Genomic DNA, 15,970 nt, shown 5'->3' on the forward strand with positions numbered 1-15,970 from the left:
TTGCCCGCCTTGACTGCCCAACCCGATCGGCAATTGCGCTCGACGCTCGTCAGCCCTCGCGGGAGAACCAGAACGCGTCGGCCATTCGCGTCATGCCGATACGCTCATAGAAGCCGACGGCGTCGGGCATCGAGATCAGGCTGATGGCGACCGAAGGCCCAAGCTGCCGGCGGGCCGCGTCCATCAGGCCCTTGCCGATGCCGAGGCCTTGCGCAGATTGGGATACGGCGAGCTCTGAGACATAGCACACCCAGGAAAAGTCGGTGATGGCCCTGATAACGCCTATCAGCGGCCTGCCTTCGATGTCGAGCCGCGCCGTCAGCACCAGGTTCGCGGCCGAAAGCATCGCCTGCAGCCGGGCGTCGTCATCGACGGGGCGTGTTTCGCCGAGCGTGGATTCGACCAGCACGCGGCGGAATTCGGCGACGTCGAGCTCAGGCTCCCGGGCATAGATAATCTTCGATTGTGCGGTCATGGGCGTAAGGTGCACCAACGGCAGCTGGTTTTAAAGACAGTGCCGCGCCGATCTTTCGATCGGGGCCGCGCACCAACAGTTGCCTTTTATTTGCCGGCGGCTTTGTGTAAACCGGGCGCCAGCAAACCCTGACGCAACGAATTATCGATCAAGAACGGGCAAAAGCCATGGAAAAATTCACCAAGCTCACCGGCGTCGCCGCACCGATGCCGATCGTCAATGTCGACACCGACATGATCATCCCCAAGGATTATCTCAAGACGATCAAGCGCACCGGGCTCGGCAGCGGCCTGTTCGCCGAAATGCGCTACAAGGACGATGGCTCGGAAAACCCCGACTTCGTGCTCAACAAGCCAGCCTACCGCAAGGCGCAGATCCTGGTCGCCGGCGACAATTTCGGCTGCGGTTCGAGCCGCGAACACGCGCCGTGGGCGCTGCTCGATTTCGGCATTCGCTGCGTCATCTCGACGTCGTTCGCCGACATTTTCTACAACAACTGCTTCAAGAACGGCATCCTGCCGATCACCGTCAGCCCCGAAGACCTGGAGAAGCTGATGGACGACGCCTCGCGCGGCTCCAATGCGACGGTGTCGGTCGACCTCGAGGCCAAGGAAATCCGCGGCCCCGACGGCGGCGTGGTCACCTTCGACCTCGACGACTTCAAGCGCCACTGCCTGCTGAACGGTCTCGACGATATCGGCCTGACCATGGAGAAGGCCGGCGCCATCGCCTCGTTCGAGAAGAAGAACGCTGCCGAGCGTCCTTGGGCCTGAGTGGTACGAGATGGCCCGGCCGCCACAAAGCCGGGTTCGTGGCGGCTGAACGGAGGGGACAGTCATGACACGTTTTCTTCTTGCCGGCGCCTGCGCGCTGGCGTGGATGCTGATGCCGGTGGCCGGCGCGCAAGCACAGACCGACACGGTCCTCGTGCCGGCAGAAGATCCGTCCGCCGCCGATCCGGGCGCGTCGAGCAATGCGGCCCTGGCGGACGATGACAGCCAGGGGCCGGTCCCGTTCGAGGGCGGGCAGCTGACCATTACCGAGCCAGAGCAGGATGGCGAAAAGGTGCTGGCCTATGACGGCAAGCAGCTGGCCAGCAATTACGACGTGTTCTTCGACAGAACAGTCAAGGTCGGCGGCGTCAACGTGGCGCTGGTCGATGTTGGCGACGGCGGCAACCAGTGCGGCCCGGCCAAGGTCATCGTCTGGAAACCGGAAGGCGGCGAGATACAAAGCCTCAAGGTCGAACAGGACGAATGCGGCGCGCCGCCGGCGGCGGTGGCCGACAACGCCATCTATTTCGTGCCGTATCTGTTGCCGGGCGATACGAAGCAAGCGCTGCAATGGTCGCCCAGCGATGGGCTGACGATCTCGGGCGACCTGACCTACGCGCCGGAGCCGGGTACGGACTGGAAGGACGTCGATCCGGCCAAATACCAGAACATCATCGACGCCTTCCACAATGAGGCCGTCTACAAGGCGGCGCAGACGCTGCTCGGCGACACCATGCCCGACATGGCGACCAGCCTGCTGGTCGGCGGCGGCACCGAAAAGACGGCGTCGGGCGCCTTCTACGCCACCGGCTGCGTGCCGCACGCATGCGGCAGCAATGACGGTTTCATGGCGGTCGACCCGGCCAAGCACACGCTCTACTTCGCCCGGCGCGGCGACAATGGCGAGCCGCAGGCGTGGCCTGACGTGAAGACCTGGCCTGCGGATGTGAAGGAAGCAATGGACAAGGCGCAGGAGTCGGGGAACTAGAGTTCGCGGCAGCGCGGCGAACACTCGGTGTTCATGCTTGTTTCGTCGCGATCCGTCACACGCCCCTCTGCCCTGCCGGGCATCTCCCCCTCAAGGGGGGAGATCAGACGTCACTCTGGCTTTCGCCAATCGCAAATGTGGAAAGCGAGAAAGGCGTCCGAACTGCTAATCTCCCGCCTTGAGGGGGAGATGGCCGGCAGGCCAGAGGGGGGTGCTGTCCCGCCGACGACCAAGATTTGCACCTGACTTGGCCCATGGCCTAGCCGGCCCTTTCCCTGCAAAGTGTCCGAAACCACAGCGAGGCTCCATGCGCACACTCATCTCCACCGGTTCGCCCTTCGAAAAAACCGCCGGCTATTCGCGCGCGGTGGTGCAGGGCGACTGGTGCTTCGTGTCGGGAACGACCGGCTACGACTATGCGACGATGACCATGCCGGAAACGGTGGAGGCGCAGACGCGCAATTGCCTGGCGACCATCGCGGAGGCGCTGAGGGATGGCGGCTTCGACATGGCCGATGTGGTGCGGGCGCATTACTACATCACAGACCGGGCCATCGTGGACGTCGTCTTCCCCATCCTCGGCGAGGCTTTCGGCGAGATCAGGCCGGCGGCGACGATGATCGTGTGCCAGCTCAACAAGCCGGAAATGAAGATCGAGATCGAAGTCACGGCGCTGCGGCGCACGGCTTGAGGAGGCCAAAGCCATGACGGTCCGGCGCATCGTAGCCAATATCGGGACGCAGGACGCGGCGGCGGCGAAACGCTTCTATCAGGACGTGCTTGGCCTCGATGTGCTGATGGATCAGGGCTGGATCGTCACCTACGGGTCCGACGAACGGATGCAGGTGCAGATCAGCTTCATGGCCCAGGGCGGCTCCGGCACGCCGGTGCCGGACCTCTCCATCGAGGTCGACGATGTCGATGCGGCGCTGCAAGGCATGAGGGCCGCCGGCTTTGCCGTCGAATACGGTCCGGCCGACGAGCCGTGGGGCGTACGGCGGTTTTATGTGCGCGATCCGTTCGGCCGGTTGGTGAATATTTTGTCGCACAAGTGATTTGTTCCTCTCCCCCGCCTCTGGCCACGGCGAGGAACCCAGGTCTTGAGAGGCGGGCGCCGTCGTAGCGTTCTTCATCCCCTTGCGCCGCAAGCTCTTGGCGTTTAGCAAGGCCGCGGTTTCTCCAAACAGCATCGGACGGTTCTCCATGGCTTCGAAAAATCTTCTCCTGCTCGCCGGCGACGGCATCGGCCCCGAGGCGATGGCCGAGGTGAAGAAGCTGATCGCGGCCATGAACGCAAAGCTCGGCAGCGGTTTTGCCACTGATGAAGGCTTGGTCGGCGGCTGTGCCTACGACGCGCATGGCGCGGCGATTTCGGATGGCGACATGGCAAAGGCGATGGCTGCGGACGCCGTGCTGTTCGGCGCCGTCGGCGGGCCGAAATGGGACAAGGTGCCTTACGAGGTGCGTCCCGAGGCCGGGTTGCTACGGCTGCGCAAGGATATGGAGCTGTTCGCCAATCTCCGGCCCGCCATCTGCTATCCGGCGCTGGCCGCGTCGTCCTCGCTGAAGCAGGAAGTCGTCGAGGGCCTCGACATATTGATCGTGCGCGAGCTTACCGGCGGAGTCTATTTCGGCGAGCCGAAGCAGATCATCGATCTCGGCAACGGCCAGAAGCGCGGCATCGACACGCAGGTCTACGACACGTTCGAGATCGAGCGCATTTCCGGCGTCGCTTTTGAGCTGGCGCGCACGCGCAAGAACCACGTGACATCGATGGAAAAGCGCAACGTGATGAAATCCGGGGTGCTGTGGAACGAGGTCGTCACCCAGACCCACGCAGCCAGATATGCCGACGTCAAGCTCGACCACATGCTGGCCGATGCCGGCGGCATGCAGCTGGTGCGCTGGCCAAAGCAGTTCGACGTCATCGTCACCGACAATCTGTTCGGCGACATGCTGTCCGACATCGCCGCCATGCTGACCGGATCGATCGGCATGCTGCCGTCGGCCTCGCTCGGCGCGCCCGATGTGAAGACCAGGAAGCGCAAGGCGCTGTACGAGCCGGTGCATGGCTCGGCGCCCGACATTGCGGGACAGGGCATCGCCAACCCGATCGCCATGATCGCGTCGTTTGCCATGTGCCTGCGCTACTCCTTCGGCATGGTCGATGAGGCCGACAAGCTCGAAGGCGCCATAGCCGCCGTGCTCGACGACGGGCTGCGGACGAAGGATATTTTGTCCGAGGGCATGACCGAAGTCGGCACTGTCGCAATGGGCGATGCCATCATCGCCAAGTTCCTGGCTTAGCGGCCGACTCAGCGGATCTCGCCGGCCAGCCGTTTCAGCAGGCCGACGAGTTGCGCCTCATCCACGGTTGAGAAAAAAGCAGCGTCGGCGGCTTCGACGGCGACGATAGCGCGCTGGACTGCGGCCGTCCCCGTCGTGGAGACGCGGATCACCTTGGCGCGGGAATCCCGCGGGTCGGTGTCCCGCACAATCAGTCCCTTTGCCTCAAGCCGGGCGACGACGTCCGACGTCATCTTCACCTCGGTGCCGGCCTGGGCGGCGAGTTGGACCTGGTTGGGCGGCTCGCCATAGCGGCCGAGCCACATCGCCGAAGCCAGCAGCACGAACTGGACATGGGTAAGGTCAAGCGGGGCCAGCGCCGCCGTCATGACGCGCTGCCAGCGCATGGTGGTTCGCCAGAGCAGCAAGCCGGGGCTCTCGGATGGTCCGCTGAAGCGCGTGTTCAGATCCCCTTGATCAGCCACCGTTCGCCAACACCATTGCCTGCTCGAACAGTTTGGCCATCGAAGTGTCGAAATCGCCGCTGATCTGCGGCCCGAGCTCTGGTCCGACCTCGGCGGCCGATGGGCCGGAAATCTCGAGGCGATGAGTCACTTGAGTGCCACCCTCGACCGGCGTCAGCGTATGCCTGAACAGCAGTTTCGTGTCGCCGAACGAGGTCTCGTCGGCATAGGTTACAGCGTCGACGAGGTCGACGATCGTCGATTCGAAGGTGTCCTGCCCGACGGGCGTTACAGAGACGCGGGTGCCCTTGGCGAACGGGCCGTGCAGCACGAAGGTATCGGACCCTTCGTAGGTGAGGCGGCCTTCGTGCAGCGCCTTGAGCGCGTTCCAGATGGCCTGCGCCGAAAGGGGGGAAATTGCGGTGTACTCGTTGGTCCACATTTGTCTTGGCTCCATCATCCGTTTTCGATCGTCGATTTGATGATTGCACAGATTATCTATGCACAGACTAAATGGCAAGAGAAATATTTCGTTCGTTCGGTCAAAACAGCAGCTGCCTTCCCGGCTGCGACCTAAGCCATTGTTATAGCACGGCTGTCCGCAAACAGCCGGCTGCTCATTTCTTGGTGCGGGTCTAGGCTCCGCCTCCTCCAGGCACCGGCCCCCACTGGTTTTCGTGGGCCTGGGTCGGGATCAATCCGAGTATCAGCGCGAGGATCAGCGTAGCCGGAGCGAACATGAAGGTGATTGCGAAGTAAGGTATTGCCAGCCAGCCGGTCAGGCCGATGTCGTGCAAGCGGCGCACGACGAGCCCGACCCAGGGCAGGAACGTCGCTAGCCAAAACAGCCCCCAGACGCCGATCATCACAATCGGCCAGTTGCCGGCATCGAAATTGCCGACGGCCTGGTCGGCGAGGGCGCCGGCAATTCCGACCAGGATGAAGCTGACGGTCCAGAACAGGCAGTAGCCCCAGAATTCCTTGCGGCGGGCGCGTTCGGCGAAGTTGATGTAGTTGCGCGTCACGCCTCGCCAGAAATAACCCGGCAGTCCGCTATCGCGAACCGCGCCGTCTTCCGCCAGGCGGCCGAAATGCTGTGGGGCGGCTGAACCGGCAGCCGCCTTGGGCGGCGCGGCGCTTGCCGCTGGCGCAGCGGTGGCGGGACTGGCGGGCTGGGCGCGGATTGAAAAAACGTCGCGCGCCTGACCGCTTGCCGGCAGAAACTCGACCACAGCGCCGTTCGCGATCACGGTATCACGGCGCAGATCCTCGCGCGCGAAGGTGTAGCGGTTGCCGTCCGCCCCGGTGATGAAGCCGAAACCCTGGGCCTCGTCATAGTGAAGAACTTCGCCGCGCATTTAGCCTCGCCCCCGTGCAGGCACAGACTGTTCAAAGTTGCGGCGGACTGCAAGGGGGTGGACGAAATGGAGGGCGAACGGTTCAGGCATGAGTTGCTTTATTTTCCGGTGCGTTGGCGCTGCCCCTCACCTGCCTGCCGGTGTCCAGCCGATAGATGGGTAACACTTTGAACCGGATACATAGGTGACACTTCTCTCCCCCTATGCGTCCGCCGCAGCGCCAAGCGGATTGGTTGGCGCGGCGCTGCGGCGGACAAGCTTCATGTGCCGTGTGTCGATGAAGCCGAGCGGGTGGGCATGGAATGAGAGTGTCCATTGTCCGTCTTCGGTCTCCAACGCAGCGACCGGTTCGCCCGCCAGCGCTTGCGAGACATATATGAAGCCGCCATTCCATCGGATCTCGCCATTGTGGCGCACGCGGCGGACCGAGGCCTCGGCCGGATAGACGGGCTCGGGTGGTGTCCTGGGCATGGCGCGCTGTGAGGACCGGTAGTGCTGGGCGGGCGTATCCATGCCCAGCGCCTCATGGGGACGTTCCTCATTGTAGCTGTGGCGGAAGGTCTCGAAGGCCTGGCCCTGTGCCGTTCGGTCGGCTTCCGGTGCCTCGGCCATCGGCAGCATGGTCAGGTGAAAGCGCTCGTGACGTCCGTTCTGCTGTGGCCTGCCGGGTGCGATCCGCTCAAGGTGATGCCGAGCTTGATGAAGCGCACGACAAGCGGCGTCAGTCCGGTGACGCCGGCCGATGCGAAGGGTGGGCCATTGTCGCTTCTGAACCGATCTGGCAGGCCATGCTCTTCAAACAGCCGCTCAAACACCGGCCAGGCTTCGCTATCGGCCGTCGACCCCGTCGCTTCGAGCGCCAGGAGGTAGCGGCTCGACGCATCCATCACCGTCAAGGGTTCGCAACGCCAGCCGTCGCGGGTCCGGAACCAGCCCTTGTGATCGCCAGTCCACACCGCGTTCGGTTCTTGCGGCTGTGGCCAGGGTCCATTGCCGCAGGCCCGTAGCCGTGGCCGCTTGCGGGCGCGGACAAGCCCATGCCGCGCAAGGATCGCGCCGACCGTCGAGGCTGAAGGCCACATGAACTCGGGAGCCGTGCGCCTGAGCCGTGCCACGATCTTCTTTGGACCCCAGAGCGGATGCAGCTCCTTGGCCGCCACAATCCGCTCAACCAGGTCCTGAGCTGTCGCCCGGCCATGATTGAGCGGGGCTCGCGGCAGGTCGTGCAAACCCTCAGGCCCAAACGTCCGATAGCGTCCTAGCCATTTGTAGCCGTTCTTGCGTGAGATCCCGTAGGCCGCACAAAGCGCAACCATCGTCTTATCCCTAGAAAGACACTCCACAACAAACCGTAGCCGCTCGTCCATGATGCCAGTCTCTCGCCAAACCATCGCCGGTCCTCCGGCGGACAAGAAAACTGTCACCCATGCTATCGGTCCATTCTGTTACCTATCTATCCGGTTCGGACACCGGACATTTCTCCCCGTATAGTGGCGGGGAGAGGGGTCGCTGTTATCGACGATTCCGCCAATCGCCAACGTTGCAAGAGAGCGCCAAGGCTGCGGTCAGCCCTTTCTCCCCGTCACTATACGGGGAGAAACGCCCGGCAGGGCAATGAGGGGCAGCGCCTGCATCTGTAATTGGCCGATAAGAGCCTCAAACCGGCCGCTTCTTCGGTTTCTTGTTCTTCGGCGGTCCAGCCTTGTCGAATTTCGGTTTCCCGGCCCAAGGCTTTGCATCGCCGGGGGGCCGTTCCCGCTTCTCGAATTTCGGCTTGTGTGCGCTTTGCGGCGCCTCGAACGGGCGCTTGCCGCGATGCGGCTTCTTGTCGGGCTTCGGCGCCTGGTAGCCGGCCCGCGACAGGTCGGGCGTGCCGTCCAGGCGCTTCACCGCAATGTTGCCCTGCAATTTCTTGTCGGGGCCGACGGCGGCGAGGAAGCGATCGGCCCAGTCGGCCGCGATCTGCACGTAGGTCTCATCCTGCTGCATCTTGATGGAGCCGATCTCGCGCTTGGAGATGTTGCCGGTGCGGCACAGCATCGGGATCAGCCAGCGCGGCTCGGCATTTTGCTTGCGCCCGATCGACAGCGAGAACCAGACACTGTCGCCGAAGTCGTCGCGCCGGCTTGGCGCTTCATCGCGGGGCTCGAATTTTTCGCCCGCCGGTTTGTCACGCGAAGGCGTGAACGGTGCGACATCCGTAAGCTCCTCGGGCGCCGAGCGGCTGGCGCGGCATTGGCGCACGAAGGCGGCCGCAATCTGTTCGGCGCCATGCCTGGCCAGAAGCGTGTCGACGAAACCGCGCTCGTCCTCGGCTACCGGCTCGTCGAAGACTGGATCGGCAAGGATGCGCTCGTCATCGCGCTTGATCACGTCGTCGGCCGAGGGCGGGCTCGCCCATGTCGCCTTCAGCCCTGCATTCTGCAGCAGGCGCTCGGTGCGCTTGCGGGCGCCGTTGGGCACGATCAGCGCGCTGACACCCTTGCGGCCGGCGCGGCCGGTACGGCCGCTGCGATGCAGCAGCGTTTCGGGATTGGTCGGCAGATCGGCATGGATGACCAGTTCGAGATTGGGCAGGTCGATGCCGCGCGCGGCGACATCCGTGGCGATGCAGACTTTGGCGCGTCCGTCGCGCATCGCCTGCAGCGCGTGGGTGCGTTCGTTCTGGCTGAGCTCGCCCGACAATGCGACGACGGAAAAATTGCGGTTGTTGAAGCGTGCCGTCAGATGATTGACGGCGGCGCGGGTGTTGCAGAACACCAGCGCGTTCTTCGCCTCGTAAAAGCGCAGCACGTTGATGATGGCGTTCTCGCGGTCGGGATAGGCGACATTCAGCGCCCGGTATTCGATATCGAGATGCTGCTTTTCCTCGCCGCCGGCCGAGATGCGTACGGCGTCGCGCTGATAGCCTTGCGCCAGCGTGGCGATCGAGCGCGGCACGGTGGCCGAAAACATCAGCGTGCGGCGCTGAGCCGGTGCGGCATCGAGGATGAATTCGAGGTCCTCGCGAAAGCCGAGGTCGAGCATCTCGTCGGCCTCGTCCAGCACCACGGCTTTCAGCGCCGACATGTCGAGGGAGTTGCGGGTGATGTGGTCGCGCAGGCGGCCGGGCGTGCCGACGACGATGTGGGCGCCGCGCTCCAGCACGCGCCGTTCGGAGCGCATGTCCATGCCGCCGACACAGGACGCGACGGTGGCGCCGGTCGGCGCGTAGAGCCATTGCAGTTCGCGCATCACCTGCAGAGCGAGCTCGCGTGTCGGCGCCACGGCCAGCGCCAGCGGTGCGCCAGCCTGGTCAAAACGTTCGGCGCTGCCCAGAAGGGTCGGCGCCAAAGCGAGGCCGAAGGCGACGGTCTTGCCGGAGCCGGTCTGCGCCGACACCAGAGCGTCGGACTCGCCGAGCTCCAGCACCGCCTTCTGCACCGGCGTCAGCTCGGTATAGCCGCGTTTTTCCAGCGCCTCTGCCAGCGCAGGAACAATAGCTTCGAAATTGGACATCTCACTCTTTCGGAATTCAGGGTCTGGGCTCATCATGGAGCACATGCCGGGGCTGACGCACGCCAGCCAAACACTATTTGGGCGTTCGTACTTCTTGCGGCCGCTATTGTACAGAGCAGGCGTGTGCCTCCCGCAATTGACTCCTGACGCAAACCGCGTAAAAGCCGGCATCGAACGGGATCATTTTCGATGCGCGGCCTTCTGATGGCTCTTCTTGCATTCGACTTCCCCGGCCACAATCATGGGGCCGGGCGCGTTGGCGCGTCTTACCGTTCCAGCAAAACTATGGCCAAAACCACCACCAAAACGGTGTGATTCCCTTGGGCTAACCACCCTCTCCCGGGTCCGGCCCGGGGGACGAAACCCGCATTGGCCGGCGGGTTTTCTCCAAAAACCAAGCGGAGAGGGACAGGAGATTTCTGATGAGTTTCAAGGTTGCGGTAGTCGGCGCCACGGGCAATGTGGGTCGCGAAATGCTCAACATACTGGAAGAGCGCGGCTTTCCGGTAAGCGAAGTCGTGGCGCTGGCCTCGCGGCGCAGCCAGGGCACCGAAGTGTCGTTCGGCGACCGTTCGCTGAAGGTCAAGACGCTCGACCAGTATGATTTTTCCGACACCGACATCTGCATCATGTCGGCCGGCGGCAACGTCTCGAAGGAGTGGTCGCCGAAGATCGGCAAGCAGGGCTGCGTCGTCATCGATAACTCGTCGGCCTTCCGCTACGACCAGGACGTGCCGCTGATCGTGCCGGAAGTGAACCCGGATGCGATCTCGCTGTTCACCCGCAAGAACATCATCGCCAATCCGAACTGCTCGACGGCGCAGCTGGTCGTGGCGCTGAAGCCGCTGCACGATGTCGCCACCATCAAGCGCGTCGTCGTCGCCACCTATCAATCGGTATCCGGCGCCGGCAAGGAGGGCATGGACGAACTCTTTACACAGACCCGCGCGGTGTTCGTCGCCGATGGCGTCGAGGTCAAGAAGTTCACCAAGCGCATCGCCTTCAACGTCATTCCGCATATCGACGTCTTCCTCGACGACGGCTCGACCAAGGAAGAGTGGAAGATGGTCGCCGAGACCAAGAAGATGCTCGACCCCAAGATCAAGCTGACGGCGACCTGTGTGCGCGTGCCGGTGTTCATCGGCCATTCCGAAGCCGTCAACATCGAGTTCGAAAAGCCGATCACCGCCGACGAGGCACGCGACATCCTGCGCGAAGCGCCAGGCTGCCAGGTCTTGGACAAGCGCGAGGATGGCGGCTACATCACGCCGCTGGAATCGGCCGGCGAGGACGCCACCTTCATCTCGCGCATCCGCGAGGATTCGACCATCGACAACGGCCTGTCGATGTGGATCGTCTCCGACAATCTGCGCAAGGGCGCGGCGCTCAACGCGGTGCAGATCGCCGAGCTTCTGGTCGAGCGCGGCCTGATCCAGCCGAAGAAGAAGGCGGCCTGACGGCTGGTTTGTTTTCGCTCACGGGGTTCGGCCTTCGGCCGATTCCGTTTATCGCTCACGGGCCGTATCGCCGCTGCCGCGGCTGGCCCTCCGCGGGGCGCCGGAAAGCCGGCGGCCCGTAGTCGCGGGCTCGGCCTTCGGCCGAAGCCTTCCTTCTCCCCGTTCACGGGGAGAAGGTCCCGGCAGGGGGATGAGGGCAGCGCTGACCTCTGTTGAGAAACGCCTTTGAACGATCCCACCAAAATCGTGCTGCGCCCCGCCACGGCTTTGGATGCCGCGACCATCGCCATTGTCATGCGGGCCGCACTTGGCTCGTTCTCCTGGATGCCGGTCATCCACACGCCGGATGAGGATCTTGCCTTCATCCGCGAGATCGTGCTGTCCCGGCAGCAGGTGACGGTCGCCGAGGCCGGCACCGGCATTGTCGGCTTCATTGCCCTCAGCGGCGATTGGGTGGAACAGCTCTATCTCGACCCCGCCTGGACGGGGCAAGGCATAGGCAGCCGGCTGCTGGTGCAAGCGACCGCCGCGCTACGGATCGTTAAACTGCATTGCTTCCAGGCCAACACCGGCGCGCGTCGCTTCTACGAGCGCCATGGCTTTCGCCCCGAGGCGTTCGGCGCGGGCACCACCAACGAAGAAGGCCTGCCGGATATTCTCTACGTGCGTCGAGCTTGATATTCAGCCGGCGTTATCCTTGGCCAGTTGGCGCAATAACTCCATCGCTTCCTCGGCCCGCTCAGCGGGCACGAACAGATGGTCATGATAGAAAGCAGAGACCGGATTGACGCCCATGCCGGCGGCGGCCAGCCGGGCGGTGATGGCGACGAGGAAGCCGACGGCTTCTAGCGAGGAGTGGACGTTCAGGGTGATCATGCGGCAGCGGAACGAAGCGGTCAGCCCGGCCGCCCGTGCCGCGTCCTCGGTCACGATCAGTGTCACACCCTCGCGCTCGCGAAAGACCATCACGGGATCGAGGCCTGCCTGCCGGCTGATTCCAGGTGTGAGCGTAGCGAACACGTAGACGTCCGGCAGCAGTTCCGGCGTCATCGCCGCCAGCAGCTTTTTCAGATCAGTCTCGCCGGCCATTCGCTCGTCTCTCGCCCAGCCCTATCAATAGCCGTGACTGGTGGATGTCGATAGTCCGTCAAGGTGGAGGGACAGCGCCCCCCTCTGCCCTGCCGGGCATCTCCCCCGCAAGGAGGGAGATCGGCGGTTTCGATGCTCCGCTCATTCATGGAACATTGCCGGAGCGGTCGAGCGTGTAATCTCCCCCCTTGCGGGGGAGATGGCCGGCAGGCCAGAGGGGGGTGTGAAGGATCGCCACGCAGCGGCTTTTGCTTGCTGCTACCCAAAAAGAATCCGCACCCTGTAGGATCGCCGCCCCATCGCTCGTCCTTGGTCCGAAGCCAGCAAACGGCTCGAACCACTTAGGAGGGAACACCCGTGAGTATTTCTCAAACCATGCCCGTCTCGTCGGGCGCCCTGTGGACCGGCCGCGTGCTCAGCGGCCTCATCATCCTGTTCATGATCTTCGATGGCGTCATCAAGCTGCCGCCGCTCGATGTCGTCACCCAGACCATGGTGTCGCTCGGCTGGCCGGCCGATGTCAATGTCGCGCGCACGCTCGGCATTATCGGGCTGATCTCGACCGCGCTCTATGCGCTGCCCCGCACCTCGGTGCTCGGTGCCATCCTGCTCACCGGCTATCTCGGCGGCGCCATCGCCACAAATATGCGCGTCGGCAGCCCGTTGTTTTCGCACACGCTGTTTAGCGTCTATCTCGGCATCATCCTGTGGGGCGGTCTCTATCTGCGCGACCCAAGCGTGCGCGCCCTGATCCCGTTCAGCCGTTAAGCGAGGAGAAAAACATGCTCAGCACCATTCTCATCCTCCTGGTCGTCATCATCGCCGCCGTGCTCATCAATGCGGCGACGAGGTCGAATGATTTCGTCACCGCCCGCACCGCCAGCATCAAGGCCGCGCCGGAAGCGATCTTTCCGCTGATCAACAATTTCAAGCACTGGCCGGAGTGGTCACCCTACGAAAAGCTCGACCCGCTGATGAAGCGCACGCAGTCGGGCGCTGATGCCGGCAAGGGCGCCGCCTACGCCTGGGAAGGCAATGCCAAGGCCGGCAAGGGACGCATGGAGATCGTCAATTCCGTGCCATCCTCGCTGGTGTCGCTGAAGCTCGACTTCGAGAAGCCGTTCCGGGCCAACAACAGCGTCGACTTCACCCTGAAGCCCTCGGGCGACACCACCGCAGTCACCTGGGCAATGCGCGGCAGCCGGCCCTTCATTGCCAAGCTTTTGGGCCTCTTCATGAATTTCGATACGCTGATCGGCAAGGATTTCGAGGCTGGCCTCGCCAATCTGAAGAAGGCCACTGAAAGGTAAAACGTCCTGCATTTCAACAAGCTCGGCGGCGGTCGGCACGAATGTGACAGGCGCGCGCACCGGGATCTCTCACGTCTTCGGGATCAAATCAGCTGTCTGGGAGTTAGAGCCGTGGCGGCGAGGACGGCGATCCGCGTGAGAGAGGAACGACAATGAAAAAAGCGATGATCATTCTGGTACTGGCGACCGCACTGGGTGCGTGCTCGCAAACCGAAAAGGGTGCCGCGGTCGGCGGGCTCGGCGGCGCGGCGGTTGGCGCAGCTGTGGCAAATGATCCGGTTCAGGGCGCCGTCGTCGGCGGCGCCGTCGGCGCCGTAGCCGGCGCGCTGATCGGCCGTGCCAGCGAAAGCGGTCAATGTCGCTACCGCGGCCGCAACGGGCGCACCTATATCGCCAGCTGCCCCGACGGTTATTGAACACAGCCAGGTCCAACATCGGAAACCGGCGGCTATAGATCGCCGGTTTCGCTGTTGCCCAAGGCAGCTGGACCATGGCTGCCTGCGCTACAGCAATCCCCGGATATGCTCCCAAGCCAGGCGGCCCAGGCGTGTGTCGGCGTCGTCATTGCCGCCATGGGCGTGCAGCCCCGAGCGCGGCGTGTTTTCGCCCGGCAGCAGAATGCGGTGGCCGGCGTCGGGCACTGAGACGAGGCAGGTGGTCATTGCTGTGTCCTGGCGACGCCGAACGATCGACTGGGCAAAATCCAGCGATGGCCATAGCGCGTCGTCGCCGCCCGCAACCAGAACAATGTCGGCTGAAATAGCTTCGGCGGGAATGGCAGCCTTGGCCGCTGCGTCCTTGAAGGTTTGCAAGGCACGCTGGAAGAGCCCCCGGTAGGACACCAGACCGTCGACATACTCAGCGTTCCAAGCGGGATTGCTTGGGACAAACGGCAAAGGAATCCCCTCGAGCGTCCACGACGATCGTTCCGGCCAGCTGACGCCGTCGCGGCCCGGCCCGATATTGCCCCAGACCACCGATGTCGGGCTGATCGCAACCACGAGGCCGATGCGTGGATCGTGAGCCGCCGCAAGCAGGGAGGCCTCGGCGCCTTTCGAGGTCCCGACATAGACGATGCGCCGGCATCCCATCTGGACAAGATAGTCGGTCGCCGCGAAAAACGTTTCGAGCGGGATCTCGCAAATGCCGGGCACCTGACCTTCGCCGCCAAACCATTGCAGCGCGAGAGCGGATGCTCCTTCCTTGGCAAAGAGCCGGGCGCGGGTGACGTCGATGCGGCCGCTCGATCCGCTGAGCACGACGACGCCTGTCGTGGCGCCGGCGCATCGCAACAGCGTTCCGGCTACGCCGCCGAAAAGGGTCTCTTCCGTGACGGTCCGCTCAGTCATCTTTCGTTCGAACGCATATGACATCGCCGCACATTAGCAAAACGGCGGGCACAGGCCCGCCGTTTTGTCGATGCGATGACGCGATGCTTATTCGGCGGTGGCGGCTTCCGCTTCGGCCGGGGCTGCAGCAGCGGCGGCAACGGCGGCGGCAGCGTCTTCCTGGGCCTTCTTCAGCAGAGAGGCGCGTTCCTGCGCCTTCTTGCCGGGCTCGGCCTTCTTCGGGTTGGAGCGGGCTTCGCGCTTGAGGAGGCCGGCCTCATCGAGGAAGCGCAGCACGCGGTCGGTCGGCTGAGCGCCGTGCGACAGCCAATGCTTGACGCGGTCGGCGTCGACCTTGACGCGCTCGCCGTCCTTGGGCAGCAGCGGGTTCCACGAGCCGATCGACTCGATGAACCGGCCGTCGCGCGGCGAACGGGCGTCGGCAATGACGACGTGGTAGTAAGGGCGCTTCTTCGAGCCCGCACGGGCCAGTCTGATCTTCAAGGGCATTTCATTTCTCCTAAATTTCTGATTTCAGTGTTGGGTTAATGGCTTTGTCTGGTGCAGGTCGTTGTCCCAAAACCGCTGCGCACTTTTGGGCGACATGCACTTTGTTAGCCGGTTTTGCTTGCGCCGTTGGACGCGGCGATCTGCTCGTGATGGCGGATCACTTCGCGGACGACGAAGTTGAGGAATTTTTCCGCGAAATCGGGGTCGAGATGAGCGTCCTTCGCCAGCTGGCGAAGGCGGGTGATCTGCTCCTGCTCGCGCGCCGGGTCGGCGGGCGGCAGGCCATGCTCGGCCTTGAGCACGCCGACCGCCTTGGTGCAGCGGAAGCGCTCGGCCAGCATATGAATGAGGGCGGCGTCGATGTTGTCGATCGAGGCGCGATAGCCGGCCAGGATGGTGCGTGCGTCGGCCATGTCTTTTTCTTCGTTCATAGC

The 15,970-nt window shown here is 63.7% G+C and carries 19 protein-coding genes and 1 pseudogene; 10 read left to right on the top strand and 10 right to left on the bottom strand.

The window, feature by feature from the left end; genetic code table 11:
* Positions 1-49: 49 nt before the first annotated feature.
* A complete protein-coding gene (locus ACYG9Y_RS25800) occupies positions 50-475 on the bottom strand; it encodes a GNAT family N-acetyltransferase (protein WP_023687647.1) in 426 nt (141 codons plus the stop codon).
* Between the two features lie 167 nt (positions 476-642).
* Between ACYG9Y_RS25800 and leuD the strand changes: the two genes are divergently transcribed.
* From leuD to leuB, 5 genes are all read left to right on the top strand, one after another.
* The gene (gene leuD, locus ACYG9Y_RS25805) at positions 643-1,248 is read left to right on the top strand and encodes a 3-isopropylmalate dehydratase small subunit (RefSeq protein ID WP_023694556.1); all 606 of its coding nucleotides are present in this window, start codon (positions 643-645) and stop codon (positions 1,246-1,248) included.
* Positions 1,249-1,312: 64 nt separating this feature from the next.
* Positions 1,313-2,236, top strand: coding sequence for a hypothetical protein (locus ACYG9Y_RS25810; RefSeq protein ID WP_023740124.1), 924 nt, complete (start codon positions 1,313-1,315; stop codon positions 2,234-2,236).
* A gap of 307 nt (positions 2,237-2,543) precedes the next feature.
* A complete protein-coding gene (locus ACYG9Y_RS25815) occupies positions 2,544-2,927 on the top strand; it encodes a RidA family protein (RefSeq protein WP_023683820.1) in 384 nt (127 codons plus the stop codon).
* A 13-nt stretch (positions 2,928-2,940) separates the two neighbouring features.
* A complete protein-coding gene (locus tag ACYG9Y_RS25820) occupies positions 2,941-3,291 on the top strand; it encodes a VOC family protein (RefSeq protein WP_023740123.1) in 351 nt (116 codons plus the stop codon).
* Between the two features lie 148 nt (positions 3,292-3,439).
* Complete coding sequence (gene leuB / locus ACYG9Y_RS25825; RefSeq protein WP_023740122.1) at positions 3,440-4,543, top strand: 3-isopropylmalate dehydrogenase; 1,104 nt, start codon at positions 3,440-3,442, stop codon at positions 4,541-4,543.
* Between the two features lie 8 nt (positions 4,544-4,551).
* Here the strand turns inward: leuB and ACYG9Y_RS25830 are convergent, their stop codons facing one another.
* From ACYG9Y_RS25830 to ACYG9Y_RS25850, 5 genes and pseudogenes are all read right to left on the bottom strand, one after another.
* The gene (locus ACYG9Y_RS25830; RefSeq protein WP_245260091.1) at positions 4,552-4,950 is read right to left on the bottom strand and encodes a MarR family winged helix-turn-helix transcriptional regulator; all 399 of its coding nucleotides are present in this window, start codon (positions 4,948-4,950) and stop codon (positions 4,552-4,554) included.
* A 49-nt stretch (positions 4,951-4,999) separates the two neighbouring features.
* Positions 5,000-5,428 (bottom strand): SRPBCC family protein, encoded by a 429-nt coding sequence (locus ACYG9Y_RS25835; RefSeq protein WP_023708789.1) that lies wholly within the window; start codon positions 5,426-5,428, stop codon positions 5,000-5,002.
* Between the two features lie 193 nt (positions 5,429-5,621).
* Positions 5,622-6,344, bottom strand: a complete 723-nt coding sequence (locus ACYG9Y_RS25840; RefSeq protein ID WP_023740120.1) for a DUF805 domain-containing protein — start codon at positions 6,342-6,344, stop codon at positions 5,622-5,624.
* 201 nt (positions 6,345-6,545) lie between these two features.
* Positions 6,546-7,735, bottom strand: a pseudogene (locus ACYG9Y_RS25845) (integrase core domain-containing protein).
* Between the two features lie 265 nt (positions 7,736-8,000).
* Positions 8,001-9,842: a DEAD/DEAH box helicase gene (locus tag ACYG9Y_RS25850; protein WP_023738032.1), complete on the bottom strand. Its 1,842-nt coding sequence runs from the start codon at positions 9,840-9,842 to the stop codon at positions 8,001-8,003.
* 422 nt (positions 9,843-10,264) lie between these two features.
* Between ACYG9Y_RS25850 and ACYG9Y_RS25855 the strand changes: the two genes are divergently transcribed.
* Positions 10,265-11,299, top strand: coding sequence for an aspartate-semialdehyde dehydrogenase (locus ACYG9Y_RS25855; RefSeq protein WP_023671698.1), 1,035 nt, complete (start codon positions 10,265-10,267; stop codon positions 11,297-11,299).
* Between the two features lie 225 nt (positions 11,300-11,524).
* Entirely contained in the window at positions 11,525-11,977 is a 453-nt protein-coding gene (locus ACYG9Y_RS25860; RefSeq protein WP_023671699.1) for a GNAT family N-acetyltransferase, read from the top strand.
* Positions 11,978-11,980: 3 nt separating this feature from the next.
* Here the strand turns inward: ACYG9Y_RS25860 and ACYG9Y_RS25865 are convergent, their stop codons facing one another.
* Positions 11,981-12,388 (bottom strand): ACT domain-containing protein, encoded by a 408-nt coding sequence (locus ACYG9Y_RS25865; protein ID WP_023738031.1) that lies wholly within the window; start codon positions 12,386-12,388, stop codon positions 11,981-11,983.
* Between the two features lie 357 nt (positions 12,389-12,745).
* Between ACYG9Y_RS25865 and ACYG9Y_RS25870 the strand changes: the two genes are divergently transcribed.
* The 3 genes from ACYG9Y_RS25870 (at position 12,746) to ACYG9Y_RS25880 (ending at position 14,114) form a co-directional block, all read left to right on the top strand.
* Positions 12,746-13,156: a DoxX family protein gene (locus ACYG9Y_RS25870; protein ID WP_023738030.1), complete on the top strand. Its 411-nt coding sequence runs from the start codon at positions 12,746-12,748 to the stop codon at positions 13,154-13,156.
* Between the two features lie 14 nt (positions 13,157-13,170).
* A complete protein-coding gene (locus ACYG9Y_RS25875) occupies positions 13,171-13,698 on the top strand; it encodes an SRPBCC family protein (RefSeq protein ID WP_023738029.1) in 528 nt (175 codons plus the stop codon).
* Positions 13,699-13,850: 152 nt separating this feature from the next.
* Positions 13,851-14,114, top strand: coding sequence for a YMGG-like glycine zipper-containing protein (locus ACYG9Y_RS25880; protein WP_023683830.1), 264 nt, complete (start codon positions 13,851-13,853; stop codon positions 14,112-14,114).
* An 87-nt stretch (positions 14,115-14,201) separates the two neighbouring features.
* Here the strand turns inward: ACYG9Y_RS25880 and ACYG9Y_RS25885 are convergent, their stop codons facing one another.
* The 3 genes from ACYG9Y_RS25885 to ACYG9Y_RS25895 form a co-directional block, all read right to left on the bottom strand.
* A complete protein-coding gene (locus ACYG9Y_RS25885; protein WP_023738028.1) occupies positions 14,202-15,047 on the bottom strand; it encodes an acyl-CoA thioester hydrolase/BAAT C-terminal domain-containing protein in 846 nt (281 codons plus the stop codon).
* Between the two features lie 87 nt (positions 15,048-15,134).
* Positions 15,135-15,536: a 30S ribosomal protein S16 gene (rpsP, locus tag ACYG9Y_RS25890; RefSeq protein WP_023671705.1), complete on the bottom strand. Its 402-nt coding sequence runs from the start codon at positions 15,534-15,536 to the stop codon at positions 15,135-15,137.
* A 104-nt stretch (positions 15,537-15,640) separates the two neighbouring features.
* Positions 15,641-15,967 carry a chorismate mutase gene (locus ACYG9Y_RS25895; protein ID WP_023671706.1) on the bottom strand — a complete coding sequence of 109 codons (327 nt, stop codon included), beginning with the start codon at positions 15,965-15,967 and terminating at the stop codon, positions 15,641-15,643.
* Positions 15,968-15,970 lie beyond the last annotated feature (3 nt).

The organism is Mesorhizobium sp. W050 (genome assembly GCF_054719535.1).

What these genes read in the sequence shown, in the direction of transcription:
- ACYG9Y_RS25800 (WP_023687647.1), bottom strand. Translation starts at nt 475, where the DNA reads ATGACCGCACAATCGAAGATTATCTATGCCCGGGAGCCTGAGCTCGAC.
- leuD (WP_023694556.1), top strand. Translation starts at nt 643, where the DNA reads ATGGAAAAATTCACCAAGCTCACCGGCGTCGCCGCACCGATGCCGATC.
- ACYG9Y_RS25810 (WP_023740124.1), top strand. Translation starts at nt 1,313, where the DNA reads ATGACACGTTTTCTTCTTGCCGGCGCCTGCGCGCTGGCGTGGATGCTG.
- ACYG9Y_RS25815 (WP_023683820.1), top strand. Translation starts at nt 2,544, where the DNA reads ATGCGCACACTCATCTCCACCGGTTCGCCCTTCGAAAAAACCGCCGGC.
- ACYG9Y_RS25820 (WP_023740123.1), top strand. Translation starts at nt 2,941, where the DNA reads ATGACGGTCCGGCGCATCGTAGCCAATATCGGGACGCAGGACGCGGCG.
- leuB (WP_023740122.1), top strand. Translation starts at nt 3,440, where the DNA reads ATGGCTTCGAAAAATCTTCTCCTGCTCGCCGGCGACGGCATCGGCCCC.
- ACYG9Y_RS25835 (WP_023708789.1), bottom strand. Translation starts at nt 5,428, where the DNA reads ATGTGGACCAACGAGTACACCGCAATTTCCCCCCTTTCGGCGCAGGCC.
- ACYG9Y_RS25840 (WP_023740120.1), bottom strand. Translation starts at nt 6,344, where the DNA reads ATGCGCGGCGAAGTTCTTCACTATGACGAGGCCCAGGGTTTCGGCTTC.
- ACYG9Y_RS25850 (WP_023738032.1), bottom strand. Translation starts at nt 9,842, where the DNA reads ATGTCCAATTTCGAAGCTATTGTTCCTGCGCTGGCAGAGGCGCTGGAA.
- ACYG9Y_RS25855 (WP_023671698.1), top strand. Translation starts at nt 10,265, where the DNA reads ATGAGTTTCAAGGTTGCGGTAGTCGGCGCCACGGGCAATGTGGGTCGC.
- ACYG9Y_RS25865 (WP_023738031.1), bottom strand. Translation starts at nt 12,388, where the DNA reads ATGGCCGGCGAGACTGATCTGAAAAAGCTGCTGGCGGCGATGACGCCG.
- ACYG9Y_RS25875 (WP_023738029.1), top strand. Translation starts at nt 13,171, where the DNA reads ATGCTCAGCACCATTCTCATCCTCCTGGTCGTCATCATCGCCGCCGTG.
- ACYG9Y_RS25880 (WP_023683830.1), top strand. Translation starts at nt 13,851, where the DNA reads ATGAAAAAAGCGATGATCATTCTGGTACTGGCGACCGCACTGGGTGCG.
- ACYG9Y_RS25885 (WP_023738028.1), bottom strand. Translation starts at nt 15,047, where the DNA reads ATGACTGAGCGGACCGTCACGGAAGAGACCCTTTTCGGCGGCGTAGCC.
- rpsP (WP_023671705.1), bottom strand. Translation starts at nt 15,536, where the DNA reads ATGCCCTTGAAGATCAGACTGGCCCGTGCGGGCTCGAAGAAGCGCCCT.
- ACYG9Y_RS25895 (WP_023671706.1), bottom strand. Translation starts at nt 15,967, where the DNA reads ATGAACGAAGAAAAAGACATGGCCGACGCACGCACCATCCTGGCCGGC.